Origin of the sequence: Pseudomonas vranovensis (assembly GCF_040438935.1) — a bacterium.
In the GTDB taxonomy this organism is placed as follows: domain Bacteria; phylum Pseudomonadota; class Gammaproteobacteria; order Pseudomonadales; family Pseudomonadaceae; genus Aquipseudomonas; species Aquipseudomonas vranovensis.
In genome coordinates, this window is record NZ_CP159259.1 from 4518255 (window position 1) to 4540033 (window position 21779).

Sequence of the window (21779 nt, forward strand, 5' to 3'; positions counted from 1 at the left end):
TTCCTTGTAACCGCAGATCACCAAAAGAGGTCACCGACGCGCCATGACCATCAGCGATGCCCTGCACCGACTGCTACTGGACAACCTGACCACTGCCACCATCCTGCTCAATGCCGATCTGCGTCTTGAGTACATGAACCCGGCAGCGGAAATGCTCCTGGCCATCAGCGGCCAGCGCAGCCATGGGCAATTCATCAGCGAGTTGTTTACCGAATCGCCCGAGGCACTCAACTCCTTGCGCCAGGCGGTGGAGCACGCCCACCCCTTCACCAAGCGCGAGGCGCAGCTGACCTCCCTGACCGGCCAGACCCAGACCGTCGACTACGCGGTGACGCCAATCCTGAGCAAAGGCCAGACCTTGCTGTTGCTGGAGGTCCACCCGCGTGATCGCTTGCTGCGCATCACCAAGGAGGAAGCCCAGCTGTCCAAGCAGGAAACCACCAAAATGCTGGTGCGCGGCCTGGCGCATGAAATCAAGAACCCGCTGGGCGGCATTCGCGGCGCGGCGCAGTTGCTGTCCCGGGAGCTGCCTGAAGAAGGCCTCAAGGATTACACCAACGTGATCATCGAGGAGGCCGACCGCCTGCGTAACCTCGTCGACCGCATGCTCGGCTCGAATAAACTGCCGTCGCTGGCAATGACCAACATCCACGAAGTGCTCGAGCGGGTCTGCAGCCTGGTCGAGGCCGAAAGCCAGGGTGGCATCACCTTGGCGCGCGACTACGACCCAAGCCTGCCGGACGTACTGATCGACCGTGAACAGATGATCCAGGCGGTACTCAATATCGTGCGCAACGCGATGCAGGCAATCAGCGGCCAGAATGAGCTGCGCCTGGGCCGCATCAGCCTGCGCACCCGCGCGATGCGCCAGTTCACCATCGGCCACACCCGCCATCGCCTGGTGGCCAAGGTCGAAATCATCGACAACGGCCCGGGTATTCCGGCCGAGCTGCAGGAAACCATTTTCTACCCCATGGTCAGCGGCCGTCCGGACGGTACCGGGCTGGGCCTGGCCATTACCCAGAACATCATCAGCCAGCACCAGGGCCTGATCGAGTGTGACAGCCATCCTGGCCACACCACCTTCTCGATCTTCCTGCCACTGGAACAAGGAGCCTCCGCCTCATGAGCCGTAGTGAAACCGTCTGGATCGTCGACGATGACCGCTCCATCCGCTGGGTCCTGGAAAAAGCCCTGCAACAGGAGGGCATGACCACCCAGAGTTTCGACAGCGCCGATGGTGTCATGAGCCGCCTGGCACGCCAGCAGCCGGACGTGATCATCTCCGACATCCGCATGCCCGGGGCCAGTGGCCTGGACCTGTTGGCGCAGATCCGCGAGCAGCACCCGCGCCTGCCGGTGATCATCATGACCGCACATTCGGACCTCGACAGCGCAGTGGCCTCCTACCAGGGTGGAGCGTTCGAGTACCTGCCAAAACCGTTCGACGTCGATGAAGCGGTATCGCTGGTCAAGCGCGCCAACCAGCACGCCCAGGAACAGCAAGGCCTGGACGTTGCCCCCACCTTGACCCGCACCCCGGAAATCATCGGCGAAGCGCCGGCGATGCAGGAGGTGTTCCGCGCAATCGGTCGCCTGAGCCACTCCAACATCACCGTGTTGATCAATGGCGAATCGGGCACCGGCAAAGAGCTCGTCGCCCACGCCCTGCACCGCCATAGCCCACGCGCAGCCTCCCCGTTCATTGCCCTGAACATGGCCGCCATTCCCAAGGACCTGATGGAGTCCGAGCTGTTCGGTCACGAAAAAGGGGCCTTCACCGGCGCAGCCAACCTGCGTCGCGGCCGCTTCGAGCAGGCCGATGGCGGCACGCTGTTCCTCGACGAGATCGGCGACATGCCGGCCGACACCCAGACACGCCTGCTGCGGGTACTGGCCGACGGCGAGTTCTATCGGGTCGGTGGTCATGTACCCGTGAAAGTCGATGTACGCATCATCGCCGCCACCCACCAGAACCTGGAAACCCTGGTACAGGCCGGAAAGTTTCGTGAAGACCTGTTCCACCGTCTGAACGTGATCCGCATCCATATTCCACGCCTGGCCGACCGTCGCGAAGACATCCCGACCCTGGCTCGTCACTTCCTTGGCCGGGCGGCCCAGGAGCTGGCGGTAGAGCCCAAGCTGCTCAAGGCCGAGACCGAAGAGTACATGCGTAACCTGCCCTGGCCCGGCAACGTACGCCAGCTGGAGAACACCTGCCGCTGGATCACCGTAATGGCCTCGGGCCGGGAAGTGCATGTCGGCGACCTGCCGCCGGAGCTGCTCAACCTGCCTCAAGACGCCGCCCCGGTCACCAACTGGGAGCAAGCCCTGCGCCAGTGGGCTGACCAGGCGCTGTCACGCGGCCAGTCGAGCCTGCTCGACAGCGCGGTGCCGAGCTTCGAGCGAATCATGATCGAGACCGCCCTCAAGCACACCGCCGGGCGTCGTCGCGATGCGGCCGTGCTATTGGGCTGGGGACGCAACACCCTGACGCGCAAGATCAAGGAGTTGGGGATGAAGGTCGATGGCAGTGACGAGGACGGCGACGACGAGGGTTAAAAGCGATCGCGGGACAAGCCCGCTCCTGCCGCAGGAGCAGGCTTGCCCCGCGAAAACTGCACCGAACCTGTGCCCCACGCACCGCGCTAAGGCACAGAATCCCTTTCAGATAACGCGAAACCCCGCCAAACCCACCATTTTGCGCACTGCAACAAAACTGGCACACACCCTGCATTAGTATGAGTACTCCAGTTTTGGGGACCTTGGTACAGGCAGGCCGGGGATTCCCCTCTTTTATTCGCGCAGTCGCACCTGCACCCGCCAGCGCCCATCGTCCTCTGCACCGGCCCAATCGCCGTGCAGGGGACGGGCCGCCACCAGGGTCACCAGCAACCCGCCATCACTCTTCTGAACCCGCCAGCTGACAGGCTTGCCCTGCAGCAGCAACTGGCCACGCGCCGCCTTGCCCTGGGCATCGAACAGCAGCGCCAGGGTGCCTTCGACTTCTTCGCCGTGCAGCTTGGGTTCCTCGTTGAACCACAGGTCCAGCCCACCTTCGACCACCTGCACCTGCTCCAGCAGCCGAGGTTCAGGTGTGGTCAGGCGACCGATCATCAAGCCCACCAGCATGCCCAGAATGGCCAGGGAAAACAGCACCCGTGGCCAGAGCTGCGAACGCGGGTCCGGTTCAGGAGTAGAATGCTCGCCATCTTTATATTCGGAGCCGTGCATGTTTCACGTCATCCTCTTTCAACCAGAGATTCCGCCGAATACCGGCAACATTATCAGGCTGTGCGCCAACAGCGGCTGCCACCTGCACCTGATCGAGCCCATCGGTTTCGAGCTGGACGACAAGCGCCTGCGTCGCGCCGGGCTGGATTACCACGAGTATGCTCCGCTCAAGCGCCACCCCGACCTTGCCAGTTGCCTGGAAAGCCTTGGCCAGCCACGCCTGTTCGCCTTCACCACGAAGGCTTCGCACCCTTACCACGAAGTGGCGTTCCATCCGGGTGATGCTTTCTTGTTCGGACCGGAAAGCCGTGGCCTGCCTGCCGAAGTGCTGGACAGCCTGCCTGCCGAACAGCGCCTGCGCCTGCCGATGCGCGAGGGCTGCCGTAGCTTGAACCTGTCCAATACGGTGGCGGTGACGGTGTATGAAGCGTGGCGACAGCAAGGCTTTGCCTGAGTCGCCCCGCGATAAAAAAAGCGCCCATCAGGGCGCTTTTTCAATACGTCGCAAGGCTTACTGCAGCGAAGGCGCTTCGCCTGCTTCCTGCATGCGTTGCATTTCCTGGGCGTACAGGGCGTCGAAGTTGACCGGCGATAGCATCAGCGCCGGGAACGAACCGCGGGTGACCAGGCTGTCCAGGGTTTCACGCGCGTACGGGAACAGGATGTTCGGGCAGAAGGCACCCAGGGTGTGGCTCATCGAAGCCGCGTCCAGGTTCTTGATCAGGAAGATACCGGCTTGCTGCACTTCAGCAATGAACGCCACTTCGTCGCCGTTCTTCACGGTCACCGACAAGGTCAGCACGACCTCGTGGAAGTCGCCTTCCAGGCCTTTCTGCTTGGTGTTCAGGTCCAGTGCGACGCTCGGCTCCCACTGCTGACGGAAGATGGCCGGGCTTTTCGGCGCCTCGAACGACAGGTCACGCACGTAGATGCGCTGCATGGAGAACTGTGGAGAGTTGTCTTCAGCTGCGGCGGCGGCATCGTTGTTCTGTTGATCAGTCATGACAGATCCTTCTTTCCAGGTTCTTTATAGGGGTTCTGCTTCAAGCCTTGAGCAGGGCGTCGAGCTTGCCGGCGCGCTCAAGGGCATACAGGTCGTCGCAACCGCCGACGTGGGTACTGCCGATCCAGATCTGCGGCACCGAAGTGCGGCCGGCCTTCTGGCTCATCTCGGCGCGCACCTGCGGCTTGCCATCGACCTTGATCTCTTTGAAATCCACACCTTTGCTCTCGAGCAGGTACTTGGCCCGCGAGCAGTAGGGGCAGTAATCGCTGGAGTAGACGATGACGTCGCTCATATCACTTCACCAACGGCAGGTTGTCGGCCTTCCAGCTCGACACGCCGCCCGACAGCTTGGCGGCGGTGAAGCCAGCCTTGAGCAGTTCGCGGGCAGTGGTGCCGGCGTGCTGGCCCATGGCATCGACCACGATCAGGGTCTTGGCCTTGTGCTTTTCCAGCTCGCCCATGCGGGCAGCGAACTTGTCCTGTGGAATGTTCAGGGCGCCAACGATGTGGCCCGCCGAATAGTCCTTGGTCGAACGGATGTCGATCACCAGGCCTTTGTCGGCGTTGACCAGTGCAGTCAGTTCGCCGGTGCTCAGGCTGCGGCCGCCCTTGCGTGCTTCGTGGATGATCAGCAGCACCAACAGAACGATGAAAATACCGACCAGCAAATAGTGTTTTGTTGCGAATTCAATCAGGTGAGCAACCATCGGAAGGTGATCCAGGCCATTAAAAATGTTGGCCAGTATACACAGCACCCAAGGTCGGCCAAAGCCCGCCCGACCGGCTCATGGCCAGTAAATCCTGCCAAGTGGCTACAGTCCGTCGGCCCGTGCCCGGTCGCAAACAAGGTTAATTCGTCATTCCTGACCAATATGCCCTAAAATGCGTGTCTTTATCATCTGAACAACCGTGAGTGGGATTGATGACGAGCACGCCAAAACCCTTGGTCCTGATCATCCTGGATGGTTTCGGTCACAGCGAAAGCCCTGACTACAACGCCATCTATTCGGCCAACACGCCAGTCTACGATCGCCTGCGTGCCACCCAGCCGCACGGCTTGATCTCCGGTTCCGGCATGGACGTCGGCCTGCCTGACGGGCAAATGGGCAACTCCGAGGTCGGCCACATGAACCTCGGCGCCGGCCGCGTGGTGTACCAGGACTTCACCCGGGTGACCAAGGCCATCAAGGACGGCGAGTTCTTCGAGAACGCCGTGCTCTGCGGCGCGGTCGACAAGGCGGTGGGCGCCGGCAAGGCCGTGCACATCCTCGGCCTGCTCTCCGATGGCGGCGTGCACAGCCACCAGGATCATCTGATCGCCATGGCCGAACTGGCCGCACAGCGTGGCGCCGAGAAAATCTACCTGCACGCCTTCCTCGACGGCCGCGACACCCCGCCAAAAAGCGCGCAATCCTCGATCGAGCTGCTCGACGCCACCTTCGCCAAGCTGGGCAAGGGCCGCATCGCCAGCCTCATCGGCCGCTACTACGCCATGGACCGCGACAACCGCTGGGACCGCGTATCCACCGCCTACAACCTGATCGTCGACAGCACCGCTGAATACACCGCCGACACCGCCGTAGCTGGCCTCGAAGCGGCCTATGCCCGCAGCGAAAGCGACGAATTCGTCAAAGCCACACGCATCGGGGACGCGGTAAAAGTCGAAGACGGCGACGCGGTGATCTTCATGAACTTCCGCGCCGACCGTGCCCGCGAGCTGTCGCGCGTGTTCGTCGAAGCCGACTTCAATGAGTTCCCGCGCACACGCCTGCCCAAGCTTGCCGCCTACATCGGCCTGACCCAGTACTCGGCCAAGATTCCGGCCCCGGCCGCGTTCGCCCCGGGTAGCCTGAACAACGTACTCGGCGAATACCTGGCCAAGAACGGCAAGACCCAGCTGCGCATCGCCGAAACCGAGAAGTACGCCCACGTGACGTTCTTCTTCTCCGGTGGCCGCGAAGAGCCGTTCGAAGGCGAAGAGCGCATCCTGATCCCATCGCCGAAGGTCGCTACCTACGACCTGCAGCCCGAAATGAGCGCGCCGGAAGTCACTGACCGCATCGTCGAGGCCATCGAACAGCAGCGCTACGACGTGATCGTGGTCAACTACGCCAACGGCGACATGGTCGGCCACAGCGGCGTGTTCGAAGCCGCGGTCAAGGCTGTCGAAGCCCTGGACCTGTGCGTTGGGCGCATCGTCGAGGCCCTCGACCAAGTGGGCGGCGAAGCGCTGATCACCGCCGACCACGGCAACGTCGAGCAGATGGAAGACGAATGCACCGGCCAGGCGCACACCGCGCACACCACTGAGCCAGTACCGTTCATCTATGTCGGCAAGCGTGACCTGAAGGTGCGCGAAGGCGGCGTACTGGCCGACGTGGCACCGACCATGCTCAAACTGCTGGGCCTGGAAAAACCTGCAGAAATGACAGGCACGTCGATTTTGATCGACGGCTGAAGCGGTAAGCAGCACGCTTCGAGCGGCAAGAAACAGCGGGCGAGCGCTCGCTTTTCTTGCCGCTTCTGGTTTGCCGCTTGGCGCTAAAGCCGTTTTTTTTGCAGCCTGTGGCGGGCATACTAGGCCCGTCTCCATCCCTGGTGCCGCCCACTCCATGTTTCGCGCCCTGATCGTACTAGCCCTGTCTTGCCTGCTCAGCCCGGCGTTTGCCGACGAGCGCGCGCAAACCCAGCAGCAACTGGACGCCACGCGCCAGGACATTGCCGAGCTGAAAAAAATGCTCGGCAAGTTGCAGCAGGAAAAATCCGGTGTGCAGAAAGACCTGCGCAGCACAGAAACCGACATCGGCAAGCTGGAAAAGCAGGTGGAGGCCCTGCAACAGGAACTAAAAAAGACCGAGGGCGAGCTGGAGCGCCTTGATCACGAGAAAAAAAAACTCCAGAGCGCCCGCGTTGAACAACAACGCCTGATTGCCATCCAGGCCCGTTCGGCCTACCAGAACGGTCGCGAGGAATACCTCAAGCTGCTGCTCAACCAGCAGAATCCGGAAAAATTCGCCCGCACCCTGACCTATTACGACTACCTGAGCCAGGCACGCCTGGAGCAGTTGCGCAACTTCAACGAAACCCTGCGCCAGCTCGCCAATGTCGAACAGGACATCAGCCTGCAACAGGCCCAGTTGCTGGCCCAGCAAGGCAACCTCGATGCCCAGCGCCAGGAGCTGGAAAAGGTTCGCGCCGAACGCCAGCAGGTGCTGGCCAAGCTCAATAACGATGTAAAAGCGCGCGACCAGAAGCTGCAGGCCCGCGAGCAGGACCAGGCCGATCTGACCAAGGTCCTCAAGACCATCGAAGAAACCCTCGCCCGCCAGGCTCGCGAAGCGGAAGAAGCTCGCCAGAAGGCGCTGCTGGCTGCGCAGGAAGCGGAAAAACAACGCCAGCGCGAAGCCCTGGCAGCCAACAGCGATGCCCCGAAAAAGCCCAAGCCGCTGCCTGGCCCGCTGGTTTCCAGCAACGGCGAGACCTTCGGCGGCGCTTTTTCTTCGGCGCGGGGAAAACTTCCATGGCCGGTCAATGGTCGATTGCTCGCGCGCTTTGGTGAAACCCGCGGCGACGATTCGCGAGCCAAGTGGGACGGCGTGATGATCAGTGCCTCCCCCGGCAGCCAGGTGCGTGCCGTGCATGGTGGCCGGGTGGTGTTTGCCGACTGGTTGCGCGGCGCTGGACTTCTGGTCATTCTCGACCATGGTAATGGCTACCTGAGCCTCTACGGCCATAACCAGAGCCTGCTCAAGAGCGCCGGAGACGTCGTCAAGGCCGGCGAGGCTATTTCCACTGTCGGCAACAGCGGCGGCCAGAACAGCTCGGGACTGTACTTCGCCATCCGCCAGCAGGGCCGCCCCAGCGACCCCGCACAATGGTGCCGTGCCCAGGGATAGGTACCACCAACCCCCTATTTAGCGGCGTAGCGCACTATCGGGCTACGCCGAAGCTCCCTACGGAGCGCTACCAGGATCAGGAGTTCGTTCGACATGCTGTATTCGCCTCGCCTCACCTCGCTGGCCCTGACCATCGCCATGGCCCTTGGCGCGTCCCTGGCCCAGGCGGCCGAGCCCGCCAAGCCTGCCTCGGTACCGGCTACGGCGGCTACGGCCAAGGCGCCGCTGCCGCTGGACGAACTGCGCACCTTTGCCGAGGTCATGGACCGGATCAAGGCAGCCTATGTCGAACCTGTGGATGACAAGACCCTGCTGGAAAACGCCATCAAGGGCATGCTCAGCAACCTCGACCCGCACTCGGCCTACCTGGGCCCGGAAGACTTCCAGGAGCTGCAGGAAAGCACCAGCGGCGAGTTCGGCGGCCTGGGCATCGAAGTCGGCATGGAAGATGGCTTCGTCAAGGTGGTCTCCCCCATCGACGACACCCCGGCATCCCGTGCCGGTATCGAGGCCGGCGACCTGATCGTCAAGATCAATGGCCACCCGACCCGCGGCCAGACCATGACCGAGGCCGTCGACCAGATGCGCGGCAAGGTTGGCGAGAAAATCACCCTGACCCTGGTTCGCGACGGCGGTAATCCGTTCGACGTGACCCTTGCCCGTGCAGTCATCCAGGTCAAGAGCGTCAAGAGCCAGCTGCTCGAAGACGGCTACGGCTACATCCGCATCACCCAGTTCCAGGTCAAGACCGGCGAAGAAGTCGGCAAGGCCCTGGCCAAGCTGCGCAAGGACAACGGCAAGAAGCTGCGCGGCCTGGTACTGGACCTGCGCAACAACCCCGGTGGCGTCCTGCAGTCGGCGGTGGAAGTGGCCGACCACTTCCTGACCAAGGGCCTGATCGTCTACACCAAGGGCCGCATCGCCAACTCCGAGCTGCGCTTCTCGGCCGACCCGGCCGACGCCAGCGAGGCGGTGCCATTGGTGGTATTGATCAACGGCGGCAGCGCTTCGGCCTCGGAAATTGTCGCCGGCGCCCTGCAGGATCAGAAACGCGGCGTAGTGATGGGTACCGACAGCTTCGGCAAAGGGTCGGTGCAAACCGTACTGCCGCTGAACAACGACCGCGCCTTGAAGATCACCACCGCGCTCTACTACACCCCCAACGGTCGCTCGATCCAGGCCCAGGGCATTGTTCCGGACATCGAGGTGCGTCGCGCCAAGATCACCGCCGAGCAAGACACCGAAAACTTCAAGGAAGCCGACCTGCAGGGCCACCTGGGCAACGGCAACGGCGGCGCCGACCGTCCGTCCGGCAAGGCGGCCAGCAGCAAGGCTCGCCCACAGGATGATGACTTCCAGCTCAGCCAGGCCTTGAGCCTGCTCAAGGGCTTGAGCATCACCCAGGGTAAATAAGGCCAGTCGATGCGTTGCCTGCTGTTCACCCTGCTGTACCTGTTGAGCGGTGCCGCCCTGGCGGCATCGGCTCAACCGGCCAAAGCCTACCTCAGCCTGATCATCGACGACCTCGGTCAGAACCCGGCCCGTGATTCCCGCACCCTGGCGCTACCCGGGCCAGTAACCCTGGCGATCATGCCCGACACCCCCCACGCCAGCGATTTTGCCCGCGAGGCCCATCGCGCCGGCAAGACGGTGATCCTGCACATGCCCATGGACCCTGCCACCGGCCCCTACGCCTGGCATCCCGGCACACCGCTGCCGGAGCTTGAGCGCCGACTCGATGCCGCCCTGGCCAAGGTGCCCTACGCCGCAGGCATCAATAACCACATGGGCAGCCGTATGACCGCCGAGGCCGGCCCTATGGCCTGGCTGATGAGCGAGCTGCAACGGCGTGACCTGTTTTTTGTCGACAGCCGCACCAGCGCTGCCACGGTCGCGGCCCGATCGGCGCAGAACGCCAGCCTGGCCAGCGTCTCTAGGGATGTGTTCCTCGATGATGTGCGCACCACAGAGGCCATCGCCGGGCAGCTGCAACAGGGCATTGCCCTGGCGCGCAAACAAGGTTCGGCGGTGCTGATCGGCCACCCATACCCACAAACGCTGGAAGTACTGGAACGCGAGCTGCCCAGGCTCAAGGCCCAAGGCATCGAATGGATCGAGATTCGCCAGATGATCGCCGAGCGCAGCAACCGGGCCATGACAGGCCACGGCCGCAACGGCATCTACAAGTAGCGGGCGAACACCGTCTCGACAAAGCCGTCGCTGCGCATCTGCTCAAGGGCTTGCTGGAGCTTGCGCACCACCTCATCGGGCACCTGCTTGTTCAGCGCCAGGTACAGCTCGGCGCCGTTGAAACGCAGCACGGTCTTCAGCTTGCTGACACCCACCTGCCGTGCCAAGTAGCGTCCGGCCGGATCACCACTGGCCCACAGGTCAATCTCGCCCTTGATCAGCTTTTGCGCATTGTCGCGGTCTCGCAGCGCCAACACCGGCTTTAGCCCTTTATTGGTGAGGAAGTTGCCGATGGCATCGCCCTTATAGGCACCAATGCGATAGCGCCGGGCGTCCTCCAGGCTGTCGAGCCTGATGTCGCTGTCTTTTGGCGCCAGCAGGATCCAGTCATCCGGGCCGATCGGCCCCACCCACTTGAACAGCGCCTCACGTTCGGGCTGGCGGGCCATGACGAAAATCCCATGGCCGGGCGTGGTCAGCACCTGCTGGTAGATACGCTGCCAGGGGAAGCGCAGTGTCAGGGTGTAAGGCACCCCGGCGCGCTTGAACATCTCGCGCACGATGTCGGTGGCGATACCGTTGATGCCCTCGTCGCGGGCAAAGCTCTTGCCGTTGATTGACATGTTGTAGGGCGGGAAGTTTTCGGTCAGCAGCACCATGGGGTCGTCCGCGCGGGCAACGTGGGCGAACGACAGGCAACTGCACAGCAACAGAACAAGACGCTTGAACATGATGGCACCGGGCTCCTTGGCAACGCCAAGAGTGCCGGTCCCCTGTGTGACTGTCCAGCCTGGTACCGCGCACAAACCAAAAGGGCCCTGTTCCTTGGAACAGGGCCCTCTGCCGTCAATCAGCCTTTATCAGCTGTAGACACGCCCCAGCAACTGGCGGTGGCTTTCGAACTGATCCAGCACATCACGGGTGATCTGCTCGGGTGTGAAGCCCATCAGGTCGTATTCCTGGCTGCCGTTGTGCAGGTACACCTCGGCGCGATAGAAGCGCTGGCGTACCTCGCTCTCGCCTTCGACCGGCGCCTCGCTTGGCGCGGCCAGGTAGCCGTCGAGGCTGACTTCATAGACGAAAGGGTTGCCCTCATCCATTTCGATGCGCAGGCCCATGGCCGAACGCGACTGGCCGACCCGGGTCTGGACCTGGAAGCCCAGCACTTGCAACTGTGCTGCAGCTTCCTTCAAGGCCGGGCTGACGCGCTTGTCCATGAAGCGCTGCACCACCGCCTGGGTCGGTTGCAGATCCAGCTGGCTCAGGCGCTCGCTGAAGCCACGGCGACCACGGGCGGCCAGTTCAGCCTGCTCCTGCTCGACCTGGCTGTCCTGTTTCATGGCCTTGTACAGGCCGAACATGAACAGCACCAGCACCACCGAGAACGGTAGGCCGGCCAGCACCACCATGGTCTGCATGGCCTCGAAGTTACCGGCAAACAGCAGGCCGATGGTCACCAGCGTGATGATGGCCGACCAGAGGATACGCAGCCAGTGCGGTGCGTCTTCGTCGACGTTACCGCCTTTGCACGACAGGTTGGCCATCATCACCGCGCCGGAGTCGGCCGGGGTCAGGAACAGCACGAAGCCGACGAACACCGCTACACCCACGACGATCTTGGCTGCCGGGAAGTGCTCGAGCAGCTGGTAGATCGACATCGACGGTTGTTCCAGCGCTGATCGTCCCAGCTCCACCGCCCCCTGGTTGATTACCAGGTCCAGCGCGGTGTTGCCGAAGATCGACAGCCAGGCCAGGGTGAAGCCCAGCGGAATCAGCAGCACGCCGGCCACCAGCTCGCGCACGGTACGGCCACGGGAGATACGGGCAATGAACATGCCGACGAACGGGCCCCAGGAGATCCACCAGGCCCAGTAGAACAGGGTCCACAGGCCCAGCCAGCGCTCGGACTTGGCGCCATCGCCTTCATACACGTACAGGTCGAAGGTCTTGAGCACCACACCGTTGAGGTAATCACCGATGTTCTGCACGAAGCTGTTGAGCAGGTGCAGGGTCGGGCCGTTGAGCAGCACGAACAGCAACAGGCCGCTGAACAGGATGATGTTCAGGTTGGACAGGCGACGGATGCCGTTCTCCACACCCGACACCGCAGCAATGGTCGCCACGGTGCTCATGACCAGAATCACAATCAGCAGGTTGGTGTTGCTGTGCTCCATGCCGAACAGGTATTCCAGGCCCGAGGACACCTGCATCGAGCCGATGCCCAGGTTGGTCACCAGGCCCAGCAGGGTCACGAACATACCGAAGATGTCGACGGTATGGCCGGCAGCACCTTTGACCCAACGCTCACCCACCAGCGGATACAGCGCCGAGCGCAGGGCCAGCGGCTGGTTGTGACGGTAGGCGAAGTAAGCCACGGCCAGGCCGACCAGAGCATAGATGGCCCAGCCGTGCAGGCCCCAGTGCAGGAAGGTCAGCTGCAACCCTTCACGGGCCGCCTGCAGGCTCTGCGGCGAGCCCTGCGGCGGATTGAAGTAGTGGTCCAGCGGCTCGGAGGCACCGAAATACAGCAGCGAGATACCAATACCGGAAGAGAACAGCATCCCGGCCCACGCGCCGTAGCTGAAATCCGGCGTGTCGTCCTTGCCGCCAAGCTTGAGCTTGCCGAAGTTGGAGAACGCCAGAACGATGACGAATACCAGGTAGCCGCCAATCACCAGCATGTAGTACCAGCCAAAACTGCGCGACAGCCAGGCCTGCGCCTGACCCAGCAGTTGGCCAGCGGTTTCGGGTACAGCGATAAGCAAGGCAGTCAGAAGCAGGATCAGCAGCGTCGAGGTGTAGAACACCACGCTATTGACCCGGACCCTCTCGGCAGGGGTCTTGATTAGGGAGGCAGAACTCATTGCACATAGGCTCCGGGCAGTGCGAGAGAAACGAAACAACCGTTGCCTGCGCAAATGGTGCAATAGCCCCACTGCGTCAGGTGTTATAAAAGCACCTTGAAAAACCGTGATCCCGAATCGAATACGTTGAAAAAAAACAGGCCTGACACCCCGCTCCAAGGGTTGGCCGGGCAGTGCAGTACCGCTCGGCAGATCTGTTCAACGCGCCGCTTACACCCGTCAACACCTTGTATTCCGGGGGTTACACGTCTTTTTGGGGTGCCAATTTGTGCTCGCAGACTGTAGGAAAAGTCTGTCAATGGCACAGATTGTCGCAGAGCTTATTCTTTGTTGATTGAACGTTCAATCAAAACAAAATAGACTGGCCTTTGCCGAGGCAGCCGCTCGTCGACTGCTCGCAGGCCTGAGGAGATTTGCAAGATGCCCAAGGTCGGTATGCAACCCATTCGCCGCCAGCAATTGATCGAAGCCACGTTGCTGGCAATCGACCAGGTCGGGATGGGTGACGCCAGCATTGCGCTGATCGCCCGTTTGGCCGGTGTGTCGAATGGCATCATCAGTCACTACTTTCAGGACAAGAACGGCCTGATCGCAGCGACCATGCAGTACTTGATGAGCGTGCTGAGCGAGAACGTCGTCGCCAACCGGCAGGCGCTCAAGGACAACAGCCCGCGTGCCCACCTGCAGGTGATCATCGAAGGCAACTTCGACGCCAGTCAGGTCAACGGCCCGGCAATGAAAACCTGGTTGGCCTTCTGGGCCTCCAGCATGCACCAGCCGTCTTTGCACAGGTTGCAGCGGATCAACGATCACCGCTTGTATTCCAACCTGTGTTGCCAGTTCCGCCGCGTCCTGCCGTTGTCCGAGGCACGCACCGCAGCCCGAGGACTGGCAGCCCTGATCGACGGCCTGTGGCTGCGCGGAGCGTTGTCCGGAGAGGCCTTCGACACCGACCAGGCGAAACAAATCGCTTACGAATACATGGATCTACAACTGGCGAAGCAGACGAGCCCGAACACACAAGCACGGGCCTCTGAACCACTACGCGCCGCAAATGCCAAAAAAGCAGGAGCGACGCTCGGATAGCCACTTACACAATGCACTTGCGAGGACACTATGGCCCGTTTCGAACTGCAAAAACTCTACATTGATGGTGGTTATGTCGACGCTTCCAGCGACGCTACCTTCGACGCCATCAACCCGGCCAACGGCGAAGTCCTCGCCCAGGTGCAACGTGCCACCCAAGAAGACGTCGAGCGCGCAGTAGAAAGCGCCGAGCGCGGCCAGAAAGTCTGGGCCGCCATGACTGCCATGCAGCGTTCGCGCATCCTGCGCCGCGCCGTCGACATTCTGCGCGAGCGCAACGATGAGTTGGCCGCCCTGGAAACCCTGGACACCGGCAAGTCCTACTCCGAAACCCGCTACGTCGACATCGTCACCGGTGCTGACGTGCTGGAATACTACGCCGGCCTGGTACCTGCCATCGAAGGCGAGCAGATCCCGCTGCGAGACAGCTCGTTCGTCTACACCCGCCGCGAGCCGCTGGGCGTGACCGTCGGTATCGGCGCCTGGAACTACCCGATCCAGATCGCCCTGTGGAAATCCGCACCTGCCCTGGCGGCCGGTAACGCGATGATCTTCAAGCCGAGCGAAGTCACCTCGCTGACCACCCTGAAACTGGCCGAGATCTACACCGAAGCCGGCCTGCCCGACGGCGTGTTCAACGTCCTGACCGGTAGCGGCCGTGAAGTCGGCACCTGGCTGACCGAGCACCCACGCATCGAAAAAGTCTCGTTCACCGGCGGCACCGACACCGGCAAGAAAGTCATGGCCAGCGCCTCGAGCTCCTCGCTCAAGGAAGTCACCATGGAACTGGGCGGCAAGTCGCCACTGATCATCTGCGAAGACGCCGACCTGGATCGCGCCGCCGACATCGCCATGATGGCCAACTTCTACAGCTCCGGTCAGGTCTGCACCAACGGTACCCGCGTATTCGTGCCCGCCTCGATGAAAGCCGCCTTCGAAGCCAAGATCGCCGAGCGCGTTGCCCGCATCCGCGTTGGCAACCCTGAAGACGAGAACACCAACTTCGGCCCGCTGGTCAGCTTCGCCCACATGGAAAACGTGCTGGGCTACATCGCCAAAGGCAAGGAAGAAGGCGCACGCGTCCTGTGCGGCGGCGAGCGTCTGACCGACGGCGAATTCGCCAAGGGTGCCTTCGTGGCCCCAACCGTATTCACCGATTGCCGTGACGACATGACCATCGTCAAGGAAGAAATCTTCGGCCCAGTGATGAGCATCCTCTCCTACGAGAGCGAAGAAGAAGTCATCCGTCGTGCCAACGACACCGACTTCGGCCTGGCCGCTGGCGTATGCACCAACGACATCAGCCGCGCCCACCGCATCATCCACCAGCTTGAAGCCGGTATCTGCTGGATCAACGCCTGGGGCGAGTCGCCAGCCGAAATGCCGGTTGGTGGCTACAAGCAATCCGGTGTCGGCCGTGAGAACGGCGTGAGCTCGCTGGCTCAGTACACGCGCATCAAATCGGTACAGGTAGAACTGGGCAACTACAACTCGGTGTTCTAAGCACCCCTGTAGCCGCGCCCGGGCCGTACAGGCCCGGGCGCTTCCCGTTTTTCCTGCCTACTGCCAAAGAGGGAACAGAACATGTCCCATGAATTCGACTACATCATCGTCGGTGCCGGCTCGGCCGGTAACACCCTGGCGACCCGCCTGACCGAAGACGAAGGCGTCACTGTCCTGCTGCTGGAGGCCGGTGGCCCCGACTACCGCATGGACTTCCGCACCCAGATGCCGGCCGCCCTGGCTTTCCCGCTGCAGGGTCGTCGCTACAACTGGGCCTACGAGACCGACCCAGAGCCGCACATGGACAACCGCCGAATGGAATGCGGCCGTGGCAAAGGCCTGGGTGGCTCGTCGCTGATCAACGGCATGTGCTACATCCGCGGCAACGCCCTGGACTTCGACGGCTGGGCACAACTGCCAGGCCTTGAAGACTGGACCTACCTGGACTGCCTGCCGTACTTCCGCAAGGCCGAAACCCGTGACATCGGCCCGAACGACTGGCACGGCGGCGAAGGCCCGGTCAGCGTGACCACGCCAAAAGCCGGCAACAACCCACTGTTCCATGCCATGGTCGAAGCCGGCGTGCAGGCCGGTTACCCACGTACCGAAGACTTGAACGGCTACCAGCAGGAAGGTTTCGGTCCGATGGACCGTACCGTCACACCAAAAGGCCGTCGCGCCAGCACCGCCCGTGGCTACCTGGACACCGCCAAGAAGCGTTCGACCCTGACCATCGTCACCCACGCCCTGACGGACCGTGTGCTGTTCGACGGCAAGCGCGCCATCGGCGTGACCTACTTGGTCGGCGCCAGCGAAGAGCGCGTCGAAGCCCGTGCCCGCAAGGAAGTCATCGTCTGCTCCGGTGCCATCGCTTCGCCGCAACTGCTGCAGCGTTCCGGTGTCGGCCCGGCCGAACTGCTGAAGAACCTCGACATCCCGGTGGTCCACGACCTGCCAGGCGTTGGCGAGAACCTGCAGGACCACCTCGAGCTCTACCTGCAATACGCCTGCACCCAGCCGGTTTCCCTGTACCCGTCGCTGCTCTGGTACAACCAGCCGGCCATCGGTGCCGAGTGGCTGTTCAACGGTACCGGCATCGGCGCCAGCAACCAGTTCGAGGCGGGTGGTTTCATCCGCACCCGTCCCGAGTTCGAGTGGCCGAACATCCAATACCACTTCCTGCCTGTCGCGATTAACTACAACGGCAGCAACGGCGTACAGGAACACGGCTTCCAGGCCCACATGGGCTCGATGCGTTCGCCAAGCCGCGGCCGCATCCAGGCCAAGTCCAAGGACCCGCGCCAGCACCCGAGCATCCTGTTCAACTACATGGCTACCGAGCAAGACTGGCAGGAATTTCGCGATGGCATCCGCCTGACCCGCGAAATCATGGCCCAGCCAGCACTGGACCCGTACCGTGGCCGCGAGATCAGCCCGGGCGCCGACGTGCAGACGGACGAAGAGCTGGACACGTTCATCCGCGAACACGCCGAAACCGCGTTCCACCCGTCGTGCTCGTGCAAGATGGGCGACGACGAGATGGCCGTGGTCGATGGCCAGGGTCGCGTGCATGGCATGCAAGGCCTGCGCGTGGTCGACGCCTCGATCATGCCGATCATCATCACCGGTAACCTGAACGCCACCACGATCATGATCGCCGAGAAAATCTCCGACAAGATCCGTGGCCGCCAGCCGCTGCCGCGCAGCAATGCCAAGTACTACGTGGCCAACGGCGCGCCGGTCAAAGGCAAGCCGATGCGTGAAGTGAAGCAGGCGTAATACCCTCGCCGGGCAAGCGCACTCCTACACCGTAGGAGCGTGCTTGCCCGGCGATACTCAATACCGCAGAAAAAATCGTTCCACCACTGAACCTCCATCCTCCCCCAGACGCTGCGCAAACCGCTCCCGATCAAACGGCTGCCCGGTACGCAGTTCGTACGCGTCCCCGCCCCCCGCCTCCAGCGCCCGCAACCGTACCTGCATAAACCGGTAATGCTCGCCGCTGACTTCAGTAATGCCCTCCACCTGCAAATAGCTTCCAGGCAGCACTACCGATTCGGCCTCATGCTGCAAGTCGGAAAACGCCGCCACCGGCACCGCACACCGTGCTCCACCTGGCTCCAGCACATACACAACGGCACCTTCCTCGAAGGCGGTACCCGCTTTTACTGTCGGCTGGTTGAAAAACTCCCAGGCCATGTACGGGTTCTCCGTGAACGAAGTGAAATCCGTGGTCAGCAAACGGTCCCCGACCTTGACCCGTCCCACACGCCAGTACGCCCCGGATGTCTCCCTGCCGCCAATGCCGACCCGGTACAGGCGCACCTGGTTGTCGCCCCCGAGCAGCTCCAGCTCCTCGGCCAGATCATGAACCCTGGCTACGTTGGCAGCCGGCGCGTCCTCCATTGCCAGGCCCCGCAGCAGATTGTTGTAGCGCTGCGGCGAGTGGGTGTACTGCCTGATGTTGCGCGCATGGAACCCCAGCTCATCGCAGTACACCCGAAACGGTTGGCCGAAGGCATCCAGGTCGGCGCGTGGCACCTGCACCAGCAACGCACGCTGGCGGGCCAGGGCCAGATCGGAAACCGCCAGCAGTTCATCCGCCGAGGCGCGCATGTGCAAGTCCCAGAACGGGCCATCCAACCCCGGCACAGCCTGCCCCCCACCTTCCAACGTGCGCAGCGAGCCGGGCACATAACCTTGCTCAGGCAACAGGGCCGGTGCATCGATCAACCCGGGCGACTCCACTACTTCTCCAGCCCGGAGCATCTGCGAATCGATCAGAATAAACAGCACATCAATGAACGCCGCCACCCATCCCGCCCGCCGCTGCGCCTGCAGCGGCGCGTGCAATGCCTGATCCACATGCAGGACCAGGTTGCCGACACCGGCGCCCAGGTCCAGGCCTGCCAACGGCCACCAGAGCAGGGCCGCAGGTGTGGCAAAGCGTGGAACGAGCTTCAGGTACTCCAGCCACTGGGCCTTGTCCAGCGCGCTGTTTGACGTGGTGCGTGCCCGGGCATCACGTACCAGCTGGTCAACAGCCGACCGGTACACGCTGTCGAAGACATCCCCGCGAATCGCCTGACGGGCCCGAACCAGAGAAACCGTTGCGCTCTGCAATTGATCACACAGTCGTTGCAAGGCATCACCGTGATCGGCCAGCGCCGCCGCGTCACCAAGGAAATGAGCGATGAAGCGCTCACGGCTCGGTGTGTCATGCACTTGCCAGGCGAACCCAGGTGTTCAAGTCCGCCGTGCTGGCGAACACCTGCAACTCGCTGCCACCCTGCCCGCTGAGGTACAGCACCTGGCGCCCGCCCGGCAGCGTCAGCCAGAACAGGTCGCGGGCCCGGTAGCCACCCAGCAGGCAATGGCGAAACGGCGAGTCGCGCGCCAGCGCAGGCTTACTGCGCAGTTGCTGCAGGCCCACAGGAAGCACCGCGCCCGGCACGACCGCCGCACACAACGCCTCGGCGTCCTCTCGCGCCAACCTGGCGCGCGCAACCGCGGCAAGAAAACCCGCCCGTGCCAGCAAACAGAAGTCTTCACCTGCATCGCTCCAGAACTTCGTTACCGCTGCCAGGTAGACGGGCTGGAAATCCAGCGCCCAGAAGGCCTGCTGCACTGTTGCCGGCAGCAGCCTCACTTCGCAGGTTTGGTCATATCGGCCGAAGGCGCCATCGACCCGGTAGAAGCCACCGTAGAGACTGAGCAGATCGCTGTTGGATTGTTCATCGACCAGAAAACGCCGCAGGGTCAGCTCGCTCAAGGTCATCGAACGCAGTGGCCTGCCCTCATGCCGCCAACCGGTGTAGGTCAGGTGACTGCTGATCGCAGCATTGAAGCGATGCCAGTAGATGCGGTCGGGGTCCATCCAGTACCCCAGCTGGTCGCGCACGATGTGCCCGGCAGCCTGGCGCGCCAGGCTATGCAGGGTGGGAAAGTTGGCCGTATAGCGCTCAGCGATGCCTTGCAGCGTGGCATTGGCCTGCGGCTGAACGGGAGTAAGGGCATAGTCGGGCATGGCGTGGGACCTTGGCGCAATGGAAGGGCCCTCACTTCAACCCAGTGCCCCTGCGACGAGGTGTCATCTATCCACCACCGCACCAGGCATTTGAAATCAACGCCACGGAACGCTTTACAGCTCGCCAAGCCCTCAGGTTAGAATCAGTTGGCATGCGACCTGCTTGTTCAAGCCGGTCCCCTTTCTGCTTTTCCCCGGAGTACCGCCTTTGGATGCGTCCACCATCAATAGCCTGTTCTTGATCGGCGCATTGCTGGTAGGTGCAAGTATTCTGGTCAGCTCACTGTCTTCCCGACTGGGCATCCCGATCCTGGTCATCATCCTGGCCGTCGGCATGCTGGCCGGCGTGGATGGTGGCGGCATCATCTTCAACAATTATCCAACCGCTTACCTGGTGGGCAACCTGGCCCTGGCCGTGATCCTGCTCGACGGCGGCTTGCGCACACGGGTGGCGAGTTTTCGCGTGGCCCTGTGGCCAGCCCTGTCGCTGGCCACCGTAGGCGTGCTCATCACCACGGGCCTGACCGGCATGGTCGCTGCTTGGCTGTTTGATCTCAGCCTGATCCAGGGCTTGCTGATCGGCGCCATCGTCGGCTCTACCGACGCTGCGGCGGTATTCTCGCTGCTGGGTGGCAAGGGCCTGAACGAGCGGGTCACCGCTACACTTGAGATCGAGTCGGGCAGCAACGACCCGATGGCCGTATTCCTTACCGTCACCCTGATCGAGATGATCGCCAGCGGCCAGACCGGCCTGCACTGGAGCCTGCTCGGCCACCTGCTGCGCGAGTTCGGTATCGGCGGCCTGATGGGCCTGGGCGGTGGCTGGCTGATGCTGCAGTTGGTCAACCGGATCAATCTGGCCGGCGGTCTCTACCCGATCCTGGTGATCGCCGGCGGCCTGGTGGTGTTCTCGCTCACCAACGCCCTGCACGGCAGCGGCTTCCTCGCGGTGTACCTGTGCGGCCTGGTGCTGGGCAACCGCCCGATCCGCAGCCGCCACGGCATCCTGCATATGCTCGACGGCATGGCCTGGCTGGCGCAGATCGGCATGTTCCTGGTGCTCGGCCTGCTGGTCACCCCCCACGACCTGCTGCCCATCGCCCTGCCGGCCCTGGGCCTGGCGCTGTGGATGATCATCTTCGCCCGGCCACTGTCGGTGATCGCCAGCCTGCTGCCGTTCAAGGCTTTCCATGGCCGGGAAAAAGCGTTCATCTCCTGGGTCGGCCTGCGCGGCGCGGTTCCCATCATTCTGGCTGTGTTCCCACTGATGGCCGGGCTGCCCGACGCCCAGCTGTTCTTCAACCTGGCCTTCTTTATCGTGCTGGTCTCGCTGCTGGTGCAAGGCACCAGCCTGCCGTGGATGGCCAAGTTGCTCAAGGTCACCGTACCACCGGACCCTGCGCCCATCTCCCGTTCGGCCCTGGAAGTCCATATCACCAGTGAGTGGGAGCTGTTCGTCTATCGCCTGGGCGCGGAAAAGTGGTGCATCGGCGCCGCCCTGCGCGAGCTGAAAATGCCCGAGGGCACCCGTATCGCTGCCCTGTTTCGCGGCCAGCAACTGCTCCACCCGTCGGGAAGTACCACCCTGGAAGTCGATGACTTGCTCTGCGTGATCGGTCACGAACACAACCTTCCGGCCCTCGGCAAGTTGTTCAGCCAGGCGCCGCAGCGCGGTCTGGATCTGCGCTTCTTTGGTGACTTCGTGCTCGAAGGTGACGCAGAACTGGGGGCTGTAGCGGCGTTGTACGGTTTGCAGCTCGACGGCCAGGACCCGCATATGCCGCTCAGCCGCTTCATTGCGCAGAAGGTTGGCGGCGCGCCAGTGGTGGGCGACCAGATCGAATGGAACAACACGCTATGGACGGTGGCGGTGATGGAAGGGAACAAGATCCTCAAAGTGGGCGTCAAATTCCCCGAAGGAACTCGACCCGGCCCCGGATTGTTCCTTTAAACTCCGAACTTCGCCTCTGGTT

At 62.6% G+C, this 21779-nt stretch carries 19 protein-coding genes; 11 read left to right on the forward strand and 8 right to left on the reverse strand.

The window, feature by feature from the left end; genetic code table 11:
• Positions 1-43: 43 nt before the first annotated feature.
• Together glnL and ntrC are read left to right on the forward strand one after the other, a co-directional pair.
• Positions 44-1129: a nitrogen regulation protein NR(II) gene (gene glnL / locus ABVN19_RS20965; RefSeq protein WP_028943975.1), complete on the forward strand. Its 1086-nt coding sequence runs from the start codon at positions 44-46 to the stop codon at positions 1127-1129.
• Positions 1126-2562 carry a nitrogen regulation protein NR(I) gene (gene ntrC / locus ABVN19_RS20970; protein ID WP_028943974.1) on the forward strand — a complete coding sequence of 479 codons (1437 nt, stop codon included), beginning with the start codon at positions 1126-1128 and terminating at the stop codon, positions 2560-2562. The genes glnL and ntrC overlap by 4 nt, the downstream gene beginning before the upstream one ends.
• 234 nt (positions 2563-2796) lie before the next feature.
• Here ntrC and ABVN19_RS20975 read toward each other — a convergent pair whose 3' ends face one another.
• Positions 2797-3234: a hypothetical protein gene (locus ABVN19_RS20975; protein ID WP_105641888.1), complete on the reverse strand. Its 438-nt coding sequence runs from the start codon at positions 3232-3234 to the stop codon at positions 2797-2799.
• Between ABVN19_RS20975 and ABVN19_RS20980 the strand changes: the two genes are divergently transcribed.
• Positions 3233-3688 (forward strand): tRNA (cytidine(34)-2'-O)-methyltransferase, encoded by a 456-nt coding sequence (locus ABVN19_RS20980; protein WP_028943972.1) that lies wholly within the window; start codon positions 3233-3235, stop codon positions 3686-3688. The genes ABVN19_RS20975 and ABVN19_RS20980 overlap by 2 nt on opposite strands.
• Positions 3689-3745: 57 nt before the next feature.
• Here ABVN19_RS20980 and secB read toward each other — a convergent pair whose 3' ends face one another.
• Genes secB through ABVN19_RS20995 form a run of 3 tightly spaced genes read right to left on the reverse strand, consistent with a single transcriptional unit; the run spans position 3746 to position 4947 of the window.
• Positions 3746-4237, reverse strand: a complete 492-nt coding sequence (gene secB, locus ABVN19_RS20985) for a protein-export chaperone SecB (protein ID WP_028943971.1) — start codon at positions 4235-4237, stop codon at positions 3746-3748.
• Positions 4238-4277: 40 nt separating this feature from the next.
• Positions 4278-4532 carry a glutaredoxin 3 gene (gene grxC, locus ABVN19_RS20990; protein WP_028943970.1) on the reverse strand — a complete coding sequence of 85 codons (255 nt, stop codon included), beginning with the start codon at positions 4530-4532 and terminating at the stop codon, positions 4278-4280.
• A gap of 1 nt (position 4533) precedes the next feature.
• Complete coding sequence (locus ABVN19_RS20995; RefSeq protein WP_028943969.1) at positions 4534-4947, reverse strand: rhodanese-like domain-containing protein; 414 nt, start codon at positions 4945-4947, stop codon at positions 4534-4536.
• Positions 4948-5162: 215 nt separating this feature from the next.
• On the opposite strand from ABVN19_RS20995, the gene gpmI reads away from it, so the two are divergent.
• The 4 genes from gpmI (at position 5163) to ABVN19_RS21015 (ending at position 10326) form a co-directional block, all read left to right on the forward strand.
• The gene (gene gpmI, locus ABVN19_RS21000) at positions 5163-6698 is read left to right on the forward strand and encodes a 2,3-bisphosphoglycerate-independent phosphoglycerate mutase (RefSeq protein WP_028943968.1); all 1536 of its coding nucleotides are present in this window, start codon (positions 5163-5165) and stop codon (positions 6696-6698) included.
• Positions 6699-6852: 154 nt separating this feature from the next.
• Positions 6853-8136, forward strand: a complete 1284-nt coding sequence (locus ABVN19_RS21005; protein ID WP_105641887.1) for a murein hydrolase activator EnvC — start codon at positions 6853-6855, stop codon at positions 8134-8136.
• A 93-nt stretch (positions 8137-8229) separates the two neighbouring features.
• The gene (locus ABVN19_RS21010; RefSeq protein ID WP_028943966.1) at positions 8230-9549 is read left to right on the forward strand and encodes a S41 family peptidase; all 1320 of its coding nucleotides are present in this window, start codon (positions 8230-8232) and stop codon (positions 9547-9549) included.
• Positions 9550-9558: 9 nt separating this feature from the next.
• On the forward strand, positions 9559-10326 hold the full coding sequence (locus tag ABVN19_RS21015; RefSeq protein ID WP_028943965.1) for a divergent polysaccharide deacetylase family protein: 768 nt from the start codon (positions 9559-9561) through the stop codon (positions 10324-10326).
• On the opposite strand, the gene ABVN19_RS21020 is transcribed toward ABVN19_RS21015, so the two are convergent.
• Together ABVN19_RS21020 and betT are read right to left on the reverse strand one after the other, a co-directional pair.
• The gene (locus ABVN19_RS21020; RefSeq protein ID WP_105641886.1) at positions 10317-11057 is read right to left on the reverse strand and encodes an ABC transporter substrate-binding protein; all 741 of its coding nucleotides are present in this window, start codon (positions 11055-11057) and stop codon (positions 10317-10319) included. The two genes, ABVN19_RS21015 and ABVN19_RS21020, sit on opposite strands and share 10 nt — an antisense overlap.
• A gap of 129 nt (positions 11058-11186) precedes the next feature.
• Positions 11187-13190, reverse strand: coding sequence for a choline BCCT transporter BetT (gene betT / locus ABVN19_RS21025; RefSeq protein ID WP_028943963.1), 2004 nt, complete (start codon positions 13188-13190; stop codon positions 11187-11189).
• 420 nt (positions 13191-13610) lie between these two features.
• Between betT and betI the strand changes: the two genes are divergently transcribed.
• The 3 genes from betI (at position 13611) to betA (ending at position 17558) form a co-directional block, all read left to right on the forward strand.
• Positions 13611-14276, forward strand: coding sequence for a transcriptional regulator BetI (betI, locus tag ABVN19_RS21030; protein WP_028943962.1), 666 nt, complete (start codon positions 13611-13613; stop codon positions 14274-14276).
• 30 nt (positions 14277-14306) lie between these two features.
• Entirely contained in the window at positions 14307-15779 is a 1473-nt protein-coding gene (gene betB / locus ABVN19_RS21035; protein ID WP_028943961.1) for a betaine-aldehyde dehydrogenase, read from the forward strand.
• 81 nt (positions 15780-15860) lie between these two features.
• Positions 15861-17558: a choline dehydrogenase gene (gene betA / locus ABVN19_RS21040; protein WP_028943960.1), complete on the forward strand. Its 1698-nt coding sequence runs from the start codon at positions 15861-15863 to the stop codon at positions 17556-17558.
• 57 nt (positions 17559-17615) lie between these two features.
• On the opposite strand, the gene ABVN19_RS21045 is transcribed toward betA, so the two are convergent.
• Positions 17616-19004 (reverse strand): hypothetical protein, encoded by a 1389-nt coding sequence (locus ABVN19_RS21045; RefSeq protein WP_353632768.1) that lies wholly within the window; start codon positions 19002-19004, stop codon positions 17616-17618.
• Entirely contained in the window at positions 18997-19806 is an 810-nt protein-coding gene (locus ABVN19_RS21050) for a DUF6543 domain-containing protein (RefSeq protein WP_353632769.1), read from the reverse strand. Before ABVN19_RS21050 ends, ABVN19_RS21045 begins: the two co-directional genes overlap by 8 nt.
• A 208-nt stretch (positions 19807-20014) precedes the next feature.
• Here ABVN19_RS21050 and ABVN19_RS21055 point away from each other — a divergent pair, with 208 nt between their 5' ends.
• Complete coding sequence (locus tag ABVN19_RS21055) at positions 20015-21757, forward strand: potassium/proton antiporter (protein ID WP_028943958.1); 1743 nt, start codon at positions 20015-20017, stop codon at positions 21755-21757.
• The last annotated feature ends 22 nt before the right edge of the window (positions 21758-21779 follow it).